Consider the following 13,747-nt stretch of genomic DNA (forward strand, 5'->3'; position numbering starts at 1 on the left):
TGCGCTGACGCTGGTTGCGTCCAGCCTAGGGGGGCGCTCCAAGAGCGTCCCCTCCTTTCTCCTCAGCCGACAGGCCTTTCCATGACGTCACTTGCGCTCACGCGCGACCGCATCGCGCGCGTGCGGCCGGGGCCGGCGCTGGCCGCGCTGCTGATCGCCGCATTCCTGCTGCTGTTCCTGGTCGTTCCGGTCGTCCAGGTCATCTTCGTCGCCTTCCAGGACAAGACGACCGGGGCCTTCACCCTGGTGAACTTCGCCGACTTCTTCCAGAACGACCTGTTCATGCGGTCGTTCGGGAACTCCTTCTACGTCTCTGCGATGTCGGTGGTGGTGGCGAGCCTGCTGGCGCTGCCGCTGGCTTACCTGACCACGCGCTTCGAGTTCCGCGGCTCGGTGCTGATCCAGAGCCTGGGCATCATCCCGCTGATCATGCCGCCTTTCATCGGCGCGGTGGCGATGCAGCTGCTGTTCGGGCGCAACGGCTCGGTCAACCTGCTGCTGCGCGACCATTTCGGCTTCTCGATCCCCTTCATGGAGGGGCTGAACGGCGTCATCTTCGTCCAGAGCATCCATTATTTCCCCTTCATCCTGATCAACCTGTCGGCCAGCCTGAAGAACATCGACCGGGCGATGGAGGAATCGGCGCAGAATCTCGGCTGCCACGGCTTCCGCCTGTTCCGCCGCATCGTCTTCCCGCTTGCGATGCCGGGCTACGTCGCCGGCGCCTCGCTGGTCTTCATCAAGGTGTTCGACGATCTCGGCACGCCGCTCCTGCTGAACGTCAACGACATGCTGGCGCCGCAGGCCTACCTGCGCATCTCCTCCATCGGCATCGCCGATCCGATGGGCTACGTCATCTCGGTCGTGCTGATCGCCTGCTCGCTGCTGGCCTTGTGGGTGTCGGCGCTGGCGATGCGCGGCAAGGACTACGCCACCGTGCAGCGTGGCGGCGGCGGTCTCGCCAAGCGGCGCCTGAAGCCGCTGGAGATGGTGGCGGCCTACGGCATCGTGCTGCTGATCCTGGTGCTGGTGCTGGCGCCGCATGTCGGGCTCGGCCTGTTGTCCTTCGCCACCATCTGGTCCTTCAGTCCGCTGCCCGACGCCTTCACGCTGAAGCACTACCACACCGTCTTTTCCGAGAGCGGGCAGTACATCACCAACACGCTGCTCTACGCCTCGCTGGCGGCACTGCTCGACGTGGTGATCGGCACCGCCATCGCCTATCTGGTCCTGCGCACCAAGCTGCCGGGCCGGCAATGGCTGGACTACATCGCGATGGCGGCGCTGGCGGTGCCGGGCGTCGTGCTGGGCATCGGCTATCTGCGCAGCTTCTACGGCGTGCCGATGCCCTTCACCGGCCAGCCGCTGTCCAACTTCTGGCTGATCCTGGTCTTCGCGCTGGCGATCCGCCGCCTGCCCTACGCGCTGCGCGCCTGCACCGCCGCCTTGCAGCAGGTCAGCTCCTCGCTGGAGGAGGCGGCCGAGAATCTCGGCGCCACCAAGCTGCGGACGGTCGGGCGCATCGTCGTGCCGCTGATGTCCGGCGGCATCCTGGCCGGCTTCGTCACCAGCTTCGCCACCGCGGCGGTCGAGCTGTCGGCGACCATCATGCTGGTGCATTCGCAGAGCGACGCGCCGCTGGCCTACGGCCTCTACGTCTACATGCAGTCGGCGGCCGGCCGCGGTCCGGGGGCGGCGCTCGGCATCTTCGCCGTCATCATCGTCGGGCTCGGCACCTATCTGTCGCACGTCGTCATCGAGCGCGGCCGCCGCGACCGCGGCCAGGACCACTGAGGGAAACCATCGTCATGAACCACCAGTTTTCCGACCAACGGTTTTCCCCGGCCGCGCTCGCTGCCCAGATCGAGAGCGTCGGCGTCGACATCGAGGGCGTCAACCTGTCCTACGGCAGCAACCATGTGCTGAAGGACGTGAACCTCGCTATCAAGCCCGGCGAGTTCTTCGCCTTTCTTGGGCCCTCCGGCTGCGGCAAGACCACGCTCTTGCGGCTGATCGCCGGCTTCAACACCGCCCAGCGCGGCGAGGTCCGCATCGGCGGGCGCGACATCTCCGGCCTGCCGCCGCACCGGCGTGACGTCGGTATGGTGTTCCAGAGCTACGCGCTCTGGCCGCACATGACCGTGCGCCGCAACGTCGCCTTCGGGCTGGAGGAGCGCCGCGTTCCCCGCGCCGAGATCGAGCGGCGGGTGGACGCCGCGCTGGAACTGGTCGGGCTGAAGCATCTGGCCGACCGCCGCCCCTCGCAGCTGTCGGGCGGCCAGCAGCAGCGCGTGGCACTGGCGCGCACCGTGGTGATCGAGCCGAAGATCCTGCTGCTCGACGAACCGCTGTCCAACCTCGACGCCAAGCTGCGCGTGCAGATGCGCCAGGAGTTGCTGAGCCTGCAACGCAAGCTCGGCCTGACCACCATCTTCGTCACCCACGACCAGGAGGAGGCCAACACGATCTGCGACCGCATCGCGGTGATGGAGGACGGGCGGGTGCAGCAGGTCGGCACCCCGCAGGATCTCTACGACCATCCGGCCAACCTGTTCGTCGCCGGCTTCCTCGGCACCGCCAACGTGCTGGACGGCGCGGTGCGGGACGACGGGGCCGGGGGCCGCGCCTTCGTCGGCACCGGCTTCACCCCGGTGGCGCTGCCGGCGGCGGGCGTTGAGACTGGGGCCGGGGGCAAGCTGATGTTCCGGCCGCAGAACCTCGCCATCCGCGCCGATGGCCAGCCGCCGGCGCCCGGACATGCCCGGCTGACCGGCACCGTCCGCCACCGCGAATTCCTCGGCGCGTCGATCCGCTATGCGGTGGATGTCGGCGGGCAGCTGGTTCAGGTGGACGCGCCGCATCAGGCGGGCGATGCTCTGCTCCCCCCGGATGCCCCGATCATCCTCGACCTCGCGGCCGACAAGGCCCGCTTCCTCCGCCAGTAAGGTGCCGCAACCGTGACCGATACCGTGAACCGCCCCACCATCCGCGCCGTCGCCTTCGACCTCGACGGCACGCTGGTGGACAGCGTGGCCGACCTGATGCATGCCTCCAACGCCCTGCTGGCCGAGCTGGGGCGCCCGCCGGTCGATCTGGCGGCGGTGCGCTCCTTCGTCGGCGACGGAGCGCCCAAGCTGGTCGAGCGCGTGCTGGCCGCCACCGGCGGGGTTCCGGCTGCGGACGAGACCGCCCGCTGCGTCAAGCGCTTCCTGGCGATCTACGAGGCCGACCCCAGCGCCCACAGCACGCTCTACCCCGGCGTCGCCGAAACGCTGGGCCGGCTGGCGGAGGCCGGGCTGCGGCTCGGCGTCTGCACCAACAAGCCGATGGCGGCGACCCTGCGGCTGCTCGACGATCTGAGCATCGCCGGCCGCTTCGCCGCGGTGGTCGGCGGCGACAGCTACCCGACCCGCAAGCCGTCGCCGGAGCCGGTGCTGGGGCTGCTGGAGCGGCTGGAGGTCACGCCGGCGGAGACCGTCTTCGTCGGCGACAACGAGCATGACGTGGCGGCCGCCCGCGCCGCCGGGGTGGCGCGGGTGCTGGTGGTGCCCTACGGCTACGCCCGCGTCCCGCTCGACGGCCTGCCGCATGACGGCATCCTCGGCGGCTTCGCCGATCTGGCGGAGCGGCTGTCATGCTGAGGTCGGTGATCTTCTGCCGGCACGGCGAGACGGAGAGCAACCTCGGCGGCTGGCTCGCCGGCTCGAAGGACGTGGCGCTGACCGAGCGGGGCCGGGCGCAGGCGCGGGAGGCCGCCGCGAGCCTGCGCGCCGGAGGACAGTCGGTGGCTGCGGTCCACAGCAGCCCGCAGCGCCGTGCGCTGGAGACGGCGGGCATCCTGGCGGAGGCGCTGGGCGTTCCGGTGATTCCCGTGGCCGGGCTGGAGGAGCGGCGCTGGGGCGATCTCGAAGGCGGCGCCATCCCGGCCGACCTGCTGCGGGAGGAGGTGCCGAACGGCGAAAGCCTGACCGGCTTCCGCGCCCGCGTCACCGCGGCGCTCGACGGGCTGCCGGTGCCCGGCGACGGCGGCCCGCTGCTGATCGTCGCCCATGCCGGCACCTGGCCGGTGCTCTGCCGCTGGATGGGTGTCGAGTCCGACCTGCTGTGGCCGCCCAACGCATCGCCCGTCACCCTGACGCGGGAAGGGGTGGCGGCCCTGTGAGCGACCGTGTGAGCGGCCCTGTGAGCGGATGCCGGGCAAAACAGGAGTCGCCAAGCAATCCGTCCTTGTCATAGTATGGACGCACATATCTGTCCGACGTCACGCCAGGGGGCCGCAGCTGGGTTTCAGCGGGTCCCGACGTGACGGAGCGGGCCGGAGCAATGGCGCTCCAATCCGGGCCGACCGCCCTGATTGGGGCTTTTTTTGTTTTATTTTCAACCGGATGATGGCCGGTTGGCCTGGGTGTGGATTACGGCTGCGAGTTCGACGAAGAGGTGGATGCAGATGGAGTGTACCCCCAAGAGCGGTGAACCATGGCGGGTCGGCGTGCTGTTCTCGCAGACCGGGGTCACGGCGGGAATCGAACGCACCCAGCTCCAGGGCACGCTGATGGCGATCGAGGAGATCAATGCCGGCGGCGGGGTCAACGGCCGGGAGATCCTGCCCATCGTCGAGGATCCGCGGTCCGACCCGGCGCTGTTCGCGGCACTCGCCGAGCGGCTGATGACCGAGGAGCGGGTCGGCGTCCTGTTCGGCTGCTACATGTCGAGCACGCGCAAGGCGATCCTGCCGGTGGTGGAGCGGCGCAACGGGTTGCTGCTCTATTCGACCCTCTATGAGGGGTTCGAGTGCTCGCGCAATGTCATCTACACCGGCGCCGCCCCCAACCAGAATGGCCGGCAGCTGGCCGACTATCTGACGCGGGAGTATGGCAGCCGCGTCTACATGGTGGGATCGGACTACATCTATCCCTATGAATCCAGCCGGATCATGCGGGATCTGGTGCTCCAGCGGTCGGGAAAGATCCTGGCGGAGAAATATCTGCCGCTGAACGCGACGCAGAAGGCATTCGCCCCGGTCATCCGCGACATCCGGCGCAAGGAGCCGGACTTCATCTTCTCCACGGTGGTCGGCGCCGCCACCGCCCATCTCTACCACGCCTATGCCGAGGCCGGGTTCGACCCGGCGCGGATGCCGATTGCCAGCCTGACCACCAGCGAGGCGGAAATCAGCGACATCGGCGTCGCCGCCTCGCGCGGGCATGTCACCGCCGCCCCCTATTTCGATTCCATCGACAGCGAGGCCAACCGCCGCTTCGTCGCCCGCTACCGCGAGCGGTTCGGGGAGCATGAGCGGACCAACGCGTCGTGCGAGGCCGCCTATTTCCAGGTCCATCTGTTCGCCCAGGCCCTGCGCATCGCCAACTGCATGGACACCGACCGGCTGCGCGACGCCATCTTCGGGCAGGAATTCGATGCGCCGCAGGGGCGGGTGCGGATCGATCCCGACAACAACCACACCTATCTGTGGCCGCGCGTCGGCCGGGTCGATGCGGATGGCCGGTTCGAGATCGTCGCGGAGTCGCCGGTGGCGATGAAGCCCGATCCGTATCTGGTGGATCACAACGCTGCCGGCGATGCGGACATCCGCTGGCGGCGGCAGGCCACGGTCTGACCGCAAACGGGGCGAACGCCGCATGTCGATCAACCTGCTCCGCGACATCCGTTCCTTTCGCGTGGTGGTCATCCACCCGCAGGACGCCGAGGCGGAGGAGCTGCTGCGCCAGCTCCACCGCATCGGCTGCCAGGCCCGGTCCGAATGGCCGCCGCCCAAGGACCGCCCCAGCGGCGTCGACCTGATCTTCCTCGACATGACCCAACTGCTGTCGGGGCAGGGACGGCTGTCCTGGTCCAGCGCCGACGACGGGCCGCCCATCGTCGCCGTGCTGGATTACGAAAGCCCGACCGTGCTGAAGGCCCTGGTCGATTACGGGGTGCGCGGATTCGTCAGCAAGCCGATCCGCGCCTTCGGCCTGCTGACCACCATGTTCATGGCCCACCGTGCCGCGGAGGGCGAGCGCGGCATGCGCAAGCGCCTGCACAAGGTCGAGCAGCGGCTGGACGGCATCAAGAAGGTCAGCAAGGCCAAGGCGATCCTGATCGAGCAGCGCCGCATCACCGAGGAGGAGGCCTATCGCTTCATCCGCGAGCGCGCCATGGCCCGGCGGACGACCATCGAGGCGGTCGCCGCCGCCATCATCGACGCCAGCGAAATGCTCATGGCAGAAAATCCGAGCCGCTGACCATTTTTGATGTTGACGGTGAGGCGGAGCACTGTGCATCTTACTAAGCAAGTGAAGCAAATCGCCCGCGTCCGCCAATGATGTCGGATCGACGGGCAGGCGATGAAGCCCCTGAAGGTGTCACAGCCTTGCCGGGGCTTTTTTTGTGCTTGAACCTGACGTACCGACGCTCACTCCGGCACCACAGATGCGAGGGACGCCGATGGATGGGTTTGTGCAGGGATAAGTTCGACTGTTCAGTCTTTGCGGATTGACGCGGCGATCAGCTTGTCGCGCAACGGCTTCTTTTGCCCGGCGCCTCATTCATTGGATGTCGGCAAGAACAATACTGCATGATCGACGCCACCATTCGTTGAGTATTTTAAAATCAGCTGACACGACTTGAGACCGCACCAGGCACACCCCCGCCGATGACGCCGGGAGATCGTGCCGAGGCAATGAAGCCCCAGCAGGCCGCCGGCCTGGGTGGGGCTTTTTTTGTGCGCTCTCCTGTCCGTGCCGAAGAACTGCCCAAAACAGGCAAACGAGGAGGAAGCGCGTCATGACCTTCACACGGCGTAATTTTCTGAAATCGACGGCCGTCGCCGGGGTGGCCGGATCGGTCGGCTTCCCGCACATCTGGATCAAGGACAGCGGCGCCGCCTGGGCGGCGAACGGCGAGATCAAGGTCGGCGTCCTCTTCTCGCTGACCGGCACCACCGCGGTCGTCGAGAAGTCGATGCACAACGCCACCATGATGGCCATCGACGAGATCAACGCCGCCGGCGGCATCAACGGGATGAAGCTGACCGCAATCGTCGAGGATCCGGCCTCCGACCCCGCCACCTTCGCCGACAAGTCCAACAAGCTGGTGCTGAACGACAAATGCGTCAGCGTCTTCGGCTCCTACACCTCCGCCTCGCGCAAGGCGGTGCTGCCGGTCTTCGAGAAGCGCAAGAACCTCTACTGGTATCCGACGCTCTACGAAGGCCGCGAGTGCTCGAAGAACGTCATGTACACCGGGGCGGTGCCCAACCAGCAGCAGAAGGAGTTCATTCCCTGGCTGGTCAAGACGTTCGGCAAGAAATTCTACCTGATCGGCTCCAACTACATCTATCCCAAGGAAGAGAACAACGTCTGCAAGATCCTGCTGAAGGAGCTGGGCGGCGAGGTGGTCGGCGAGGAGTATGTGCCGCTCGGCCATTCGGAGTTCGGCTCGGTGCTGAACAAGTTCCGCGAGACCAAGCCGGACGTGATCTTCTCCACCGTGGTCGGCGACAGCGTGATCGCGCTGCACAAGCAGTACAAGGCGGCGGGGTTCAGCCCGGACAAGATGCCGATGGCGAGCCTGACCACGTCGGAGGTGGAGATCGCGGCGATGGGCGGCGAGTATGCCGCCGGCCACTTCACCTCCGCCCCCTACTTCATGGGCCACCAGTCCAAGGAGAACGAGGTCTTCGTCGAGAATTACCGGAAGCGCTTCGGCAAGGAGTCGGTGACGCACTTCGTGTCGGAGGCGGCCTATTTCCAGATGCACCTGTTCCGCAAGGCGGTGGAGAAGATCGGCAAGGGCGACATCACCCCCATCGCCGTCCGCGACGCCACCGCCGGGCTGGAGATCATGGCGCCGCAGGGCAAGGTGAAGGTCGATGGCGACAACCTGCATTGCTACCTGTGGCCGAAGATCGGCCAGGCCCAGGCCGACGGCCAGTTCAAGGTCATCCAGCAATCGTCGGACTGGGTGAAGCCGGAACCCTACTGGGCCTATCCGGGCCAGAGCTGCACCAAGGACGGCCTGAAGGGTGCGTGAGCAATGAACGGCCAGGGGAGGGCGTCGCCCGACGCTCTCCCCGTCGGAGGGGCTTATGGATATTTTCTTCGGTCAACTCTTCACCGGGCTCAGCATCGCGTCGATCCTGCTGCTGGTGGCGCTCGGGCTTGCGATCATCTACGGCGCGATGGGGGTGATCAACCTCGCCCATGGCGAGTTCGTCATGCTGGGCGCCTACGGCACCTGGTTCCTCCAGTCGCAGTTCGGCCTGCCGCTGATCCCCTGCCTGCTGCTGGTGTTCTTCATGGTGGCGGCGGCCGGCTGGGTGGTCGAGAGCACGGTGGTCCGCTTCCTCTACCACCGGCCGCTCGACACCATCCTGGCGACCTGGGGCATCGGCATCATGCTGCAACAGGCGGTGCGCCTGTCCGCCGGGGCCGAGCTGCGCTATGTCCAGACGCCGGAGTTCCTGTCCGGCAGCATCGACATTGCCGGGGTCGGCATCCCCAGCTACCGCCTGTTCATCCTGGCACTGACCGCCGCCCTGCTGGCGCTGACCTGGTTCGTCATCCAGCGCACCGAGTTCGGCATGAAGCTGCGCGCCGTCACCCAGAACCGCGAGATGGCCAGCTGCTACGGCATCAACAGCGCCAGGATCTACAGCCTGACCTTCGCCTTCGGTTCCGGCCTCGCCGGGCTGGCCGGGGCGCTGGTGGCGCCGATCAAGAGCGTGGCGCCGGACATGGGCACCAACTTCGTGGTCGATGCCTTCATGGTGGTGGTGGTCGGCGGGGTGGGCAGCCTGATCGGCACGGTGGTCAGTTCCGGCCTGCTCGGCAGCGGCACCGCCGGCATCGCCTTCCTGCTGAACGACACGCTGGCAAAGGCGCTGGTCTTCCTGGCGGTGGTGGTGCTGGTCCGCTTCCGTCCGCAGGGCCTGTTCGTCGACCAGCGGCGCCGGTGAGGGGGCCAAGGAGATGACCATCCTCCCGTTCCCCGACGACCTCCCCCACGACCGGCCCGCCACCCTCGGTCAATCGACTCCCAGCCAGCCAAATCTCCGCCAACCCGATCTTCAAAGCCGGGCCGGTTCCCCGGTCGGTCCCGTCGTCCGGAGCCCGCTCATGTCGAAATCGACCCTGTCGCGCAGCAAGCCCTACGCCCAGCTCGCCGCCTATCTGCTGTTCTGCGCCGTCATCCTGGCGGTTCCCAGTTTCGTCACCGACGCCTTCCTCCTGAACAAGTTCGCCCGCTATCTGGCGCTCGGCCTCGCCGCCGCCGCGCTGGCGCTCAGCTGGGGCTATGCCGGCATCCTCAATCTGGGGCAGGGGGTCAGCTTCGGCATCGGCGCCTATGCCATCGCCATGCATCTGAAGCTGAAGACCAGCCCGGTCCACACCGGGTCGGCCGGGCTGCCGGACTTCATGGTGTGGAACAACCTCGACCACCTGCCCTGGTTCTGGCAGCCCTTCCATTCCAGCCTGTTCGCGGTGGCGGCCGGCATCCTGGCGCCGGTGGTGGTGGCGCTGCTGCTGGGCTCCTTCATGTTCCGGGCGCGGATCGCCGGGGTCTATGTCGCCATCATCACGCTCGCCATGCTGGCGGTGGTCAATCTGCTGTTCATCGACCAGCAGGCCTACACCGGCGGCTTCAACGGCATCACCGATCTGGCGTGGCTGGAGGCCGGCAGCGTCACCTTCGATCCCTACAGCCCGGCCTTCTACTATCTGTCCGCCGGGGCGCTGTCGCTGTGCCTGCTGCTCGGCCTCGCCTTCACCCGCAGCAAGGCCGGGCTGATCCTCCAGGCCATCCGCAACGACGCCGACCGGGTGCGCTTCTTCGGCTACGACGTCGCCGCCTACCAGTCGCTCGCCTTCGCGGTGTCGGCCGGTATGGCCGGGCTGGCGGGCATGCTCTACGCCATGGTGCTGGAATTCGCCTCGCCCACCTTCATGGGGGTGCCGCTCAGCCTGTCGATGGTGATCTGGGCGGCGGTCGGCGGGCGCGGCTCGCTCTTGGGGGCCGCCATCGGCGCCATTCTGGTCAACTTCATGCAGGGCAGCCTGTCCGAGAGCTTCCTCGACACCTGGCAGCTGATCCTCGGCGGCATGTTCATCCTGGTCGTGGTCTTCCTGCCCAACGGCCTGTCGAGCCTGATCGGCATCCTGGCCGACCGCCTGACCCGCCCAGCGCGGCAGACGCCGGACACCGCCCTTGCCGCCCTTTCCGAGGCGCCGCGTGCCGGCCGCACGCCGAGCTGAAGGAGACGATCCTCATGGCCTATCTCGAACTCCACGGGCTGGAAGTCAGCTTCGACGGCTTCAAGGCGGTTAACGGCCTGGATCTGGCGGTCGAGCGCGGCGAGCTGCGCTGCCTGCTGGGCGCCAACGGGGCCGGCAAGTCGACCACGCTGGACCTGATCTGCGGCCGGACCCAGCCGACCGGCGGGCGCATCCTGCTCGACGGGCAGGACATCACCAGTGCGCCGGAATACCGGCGCGCCCGCCATGGGGTGGGGCGCAAGTTCCAGGTGCCCAGCGTGTTCAGGGAGCTGACGGTGCGCGAAAATCTGGAGGTCGCGCACTCCCGGCATCCCGGCCCGGCGCGGACGATCCGCCTGTTCCCCGGCATCCGCCTCGACCGGCGCATCGCCGAGGTGCTGGAGATCGTCGAGCTGGCCGACGAGCTGGACACCCGGGCCGCCTTCCTGTCGCACGGCCAGACGCAATGGCTGGAGATCGCCATGCTGCTGGTCCAGGACAGCGCTCTGATCCTGATGGACGAGCCGACCGCCGGCATGACCATCCAGGAGACCGGCAAGACCTCGCGAATCTTCCAGCGGCTGCGCGGCCGGCACACGCTGATCGTGGTCGAGCACGACATGGGCTTCGTGCGCGAGATCGCCGAGACCATCACCGTGCTGCACCAGGGCAAGCGCCTGTCCGAAGGATCGATCCGGCAGGTGGAGGAGGATCCCAAGGTGCGCGAGGCCTATCTTGGAAGCGGGGGCATCTCCCATGCTTGACATGACCGACGTCTATTCCTTCTACGGCAGCAGCCCGGTGTTGCAGAATGTCAGCTTCGCCGTACCCAGGGGCAGCCTGCTCAGCGTGCTGGGCCGCAACGGGGTGGGGAAGACCACGCTGATGCGGACCGTCATGGGGCTTACCGACCGGGTCACCGGCCGGATCGGGCTGGGCGGCAGCGACATCCGGGGCGAGCCGACCCACCGCCGCGCCGGTCTCGGCATCGGCTATGTCCCGCAGGGGCGCGGCATCGTCGGCAAATTCACCATCCGCGAGAACATCCTGATGGGCAGCTTCGCCCGACCGGACGGCAAGCGCGAGATCCCGCCGCTGGTGTTCGAGATGTTCCCCTATCTGCGCGACAATTTGAACCGGAAGGGCGGCGACCTGTCCGGCGGCCAGCAGCAGCAGCTGGCGATCGCGCGGGCGCTGGCGGCGAAGCCGCAGGTCCTGCTGCTGGACGAGCCGACCGAGGGCATCCAGCCCAACATCGTCGAGCAGATCCAAAACGTCATCATGACCCTGAACCGCCAGCACGGCATCACCGTCGTGCTGGTCGAACAGAATGTGAGGTTCGCGCGGCAGGCCTCCGACCTCTTCCTGATGCTCGACAAGGGGCGGGTCGCCGCCCACGGGCCGACGGAGAGCCTGACCGACGATCTGGTGCACCGGCACATGGCGGTCTAGGCGCCGTCCGGGCCGCATCTCCAACCCCGAAACACGGGTTCGCCGTCCGGCCTCGCGCCGGGACGGGACGCCCCCTCCTTATCGATCCACAGACCAGAAAGGGAATGCACCATGTTGCACGGCGATATTTCCAGCAGCAAGGACACCGTCGGCGTCGCGGTCGTGAACTACAAGATGCCGCGCCTGCACACCAAGGCCGAAGTCCTCGACAATGCCCGCAAGATCGCGGAGATGGTCCAGGGCATGAAGGTCGGCCTGCCCGGCATGGATCTGGTGATCTTCCCGGAATATTCGACCCATGGGATCATGTACGATTCCAAGGAGATGTACGAGACCGCCTCGTCGGTCCCCGGCGACGAGACCCAGATCTTCGCCGACGCCTGCCGCAAGGCGAAGGTCTGGGGCGTCTTCTCCCTGACCGGCGAGCGGCATGAGGAGCATCCGCACAAGGCGCCCTACAACACGCTGATCCTGATGAACGACAAGGGCGAGATCGTCCAGAAATACCGCAAGATCATGCCGTGGGTGCCCATCGAGGGCTGGTATCCCGGCAACTGCACCTTCGTCACCGACGGGCCGAAGGGGCTGAAGATCAGCCTGATCATCTGCGACGACGGCAATTATCCGGAGATCTGGCGCGACTGCGCCATGAAGGGTGCGGAGCTGATCGTCCGCTGCCAGGGCTACATGTATCCGGCCAAGGAGCAGCAGGTCATCATGTCCAAGGCGATGGCCTGGGCCAACAACACCTATGTCGCGGTGGCGAACGCCGCCGGCTTCGACGGGGTCTATTCCTACTTCGGCCATTCCGCCATCATCGGCTTCGACGGCCGGACACTGGGCGAGTGCGGCACCGAGGAGAACGGCATCCAGTACGCCCAGCTCTCCACCTCGCTGATCCGCGACGCGCGCAAGAACATGCAGTCGCAGAACCACCTCTTCAAGCTGGTCCACCGCGGCTACACCGGCAAGATCAACTCCGGCGAGGATTCCAAGGGCGAGGCGGCCTGCGCCTACAGCTTCTACCATGACTGGATCAACGATCCGGAAGGCACGCGCGCGCGGGTCGAGGCGATGACCCGCGGCACCGTCGGCACCGAGGAATGTCCCATCGACGGCATCCCCAACCCGGAAACCGCCCTGCATCGCTGACGAGCAGGTCTGAAGGCGCGGCGGGGGTCGGGAGACGCCCGCCGCATCTCTTCGGAGCGAGACCAACAACAGGGAGACGTGCCGATGGCGCTGGATGCACACCGGATTCCGGAGGAGCCCTATTACCGGCCGGTCGCCGGGGAGGTGGCACTGTTCGAGGCCGCCTATGCGGCGCGCATGCCGATGATGCTGAAGGGCCCCACCGGCTGCGGCAAGACCCGCTTCATCGAGCATATGGCATGGCGGCTCGGCCGGCCGCTGGTGACGGTGGCCTGCCACGAGGACATGACCGCATCGGATCTGGTCGGGCGCTTCCTGCTCGATCCCGGCGGCACGGTCTGGCACGACGGGCCGCTGACCCAGGCGGTGCGCCACGGCGCCATCTGCTATCTCGACGAGATCGTCGAGGCCCGCCAGGACACCACCGTCGTCATCCACCCGCTGACCGACGCCCGCCGCATCCTGCCGCTGGAGAAGCGCAACGAGCTGGTCCAGGCCCATCCGGACTTCCAACTGGTGATCTCCTACAACCCCGGCTACCAGAGCGTCCTGAAGGATCTGAAGGAATCGACCAAGCAGCGCTTCGCCGCCATCGAGTTCGGCTATCCCAACGCCACGGTGGAAGCGGAGATCGTCGCCCATGAATCGGGCGTTGACGCCAACGTCGCGGCTTTGCTGGTCCGCATCGCCGCAAGCTCGCGCAACCTGAAGGGCCACGGGCTGCAGGAGGGGGTGTCCACCCGCATGCTGATCCATGCCGGCCGGCTGGCGGCGCAGGGGATCGCGCTGGAGACCGCCTGCCGGATCGCGCTGGTGCTGCCGATCACCGATGACGCCGACGTGCGGGATGCCTTCTCCGCCGCCGTGTCGGCGGCGATTGCCTGAGC

13 protein-coding genes are annotated in these 13,747 nt (G+C 67.1%); all 13 read left to right on the forward strand.

Translation table 11 applies throughout. The features are described 5' to 3' along the window. The first annotated feature begins 81 nt into the window (after positions 1-81). Positions 82-1,794: an iron ABC transporter permease gene (locus TSH64_RS17835; RefSeq protein ID WP_109446916.1), complete on the forward strand. Its 1,713-nt coding sequence runs from the start codon at positions 82-84 to the stop codon at positions 1,792-1,794. Between the two features lie 14 nt (positions 1,795-1,808). After that, complete coding sequence (locus TSH64_RS17840; RefSeq protein WP_109446918.1) at positions 1,809-2,945, forward strand: ABC transporter ATP-binding protein; 1,137 nt, start codon at positions 1,809-1,811, stop codon at positions 2,943-2,945. A 12-nt stretch (positions 2,946-2,957) separates the two neighbouring features. Then, a complete protein-coding gene (gene gph, locus TSH64_RS17845) occupies positions 2,958-3,641 on the forward strand; it encodes a phosphoglycolate phosphatase (protein ID WP_109446920.1) in 684 nt (227 codons plus the stop codon). Next, entirely contained in the window at positions 3,635-4,162 is a 528-nt protein-coding gene (locus tag TSH64_RS17850; RefSeq protein ID WP_109446922.1) for a histidine phosphatase family protein, read from the forward strand. The genes gph and TSH64_RS17850 overlap by 7 nt, the downstream gene beginning before the upstream one ends. A 285-nt stretch (positions 4,163-4,447) precedes the next feature. Then, complete coding sequence (locus TSH64_RS17855; protein ID WP_109452788.1) at positions 4,448-5,617, forward strand: transporter substrate-binding domain-containing protein; 1,170 nt, start codon at positions 4,448-4,450, stop codon at positions 5,615-5,617. 22 nt (positions 5,618-5,639) lie between these two features. Next, complete coding sequence (locus tag TSH64_RS17860; protein ID WP_158285391.1) at positions 5,640-6,245, forward strand: ANTAR domain-containing protein; 606 nt, start codon at positions 5,640-5,642, stop codon at positions 6,243-6,245. 541 nt (positions 6,246-6,786) lie between these two features. Continuing rightward, complete coding sequence (locus TSH64_RS17865) at positions 6,787-8,034, forward strand: transporter substrate-binding protein (protein ID WP_109446926.1); 1,248 nt, start codon at positions 6,787-6,789, stop codon at positions 8,032-8,034. A gap of 55 nt (positions 8,035-8,089) precedes the next feature. Next, a complete protein-coding gene (gene urtB / locus TSH64_RS17870; RefSeq protein WP_109446928.1) occupies positions 8,090-8,959 on the forward strand; it encodes an urea ABC transporter permease subunit UrtB in 870 nt (289 codons plus the stop codon). Positions 8,960-9,119: 160 nt separating this feature from the next. Beyond that, positions 9,120-10,256 carry an urea ABC transporter permease subunit UrtC gene (gene urtC / locus TSH64_RS17875; protein ID WP_109446930.1) on the forward strand — a complete coding sequence of 379 codons (1,137 nt, stop codon included), beginning with the start codon at positions 9,120-9,122 and terminating at the stop codon, positions 10,254-10,256. A 14-nt stretch (positions 10,257-10,270) separates the two neighbouring features. Further along, complete coding sequence (gene urtD, locus TSH64_RS17880; protein WP_109446932.1) at positions 10,271-11,020, forward strand: urea ABC transporter ATP-binding protein UrtD; 750 nt, start codon at positions 10,271-10,273, stop codon at positions 11,018-11,020. Beyond that, complete coding sequence (gene urtE / locus TSH64_RS17885) at positions 11,013-11,708, forward strand: urea ABC transporter ATP-binding subunit UrtE (RefSeq protein ID WP_109446934.1); 696 nt, start codon at positions 11,013-11,015, stop codon at positions 11,706-11,708. The genes urtD and urtE overlap by 8 nt, the downstream gene beginning before the upstream one ends. Positions 11,709-11,819: 111 nt before the next feature. Next, a complete protein-coding gene (locus tag TSH64_RS17890; protein ID WP_109446936.1) occupies positions 11,820-12,860 on the forward strand; it encodes an aliphatic amidase in 1,041 nt (346 codons plus the stop codon). Between the two features lie 84 nt (positions 12,861-12,944). After that, complete coding sequence (locus tag TSH64_RS17895; RefSeq protein WP_109446938.1) at positions 12,945-13,745, forward strand: CbbQ/NirQ/NorQ/GpvN family protein; 801 nt, start codon at positions 12,945-12,947, stop codon at positions 13,743-13,745. Positions 13,746-13,747: the final 2 nt, after the last annotated feature.

The organism is Azospirillum sp. TSH64, from assembly GCF_003116035.1.
Taxonomy (GTDB): domain Bacteria; phylum Pseudomonadota; class Alphaproteobacteria; order Azospirillales; family Azospirillaceae; genus Azospirillum.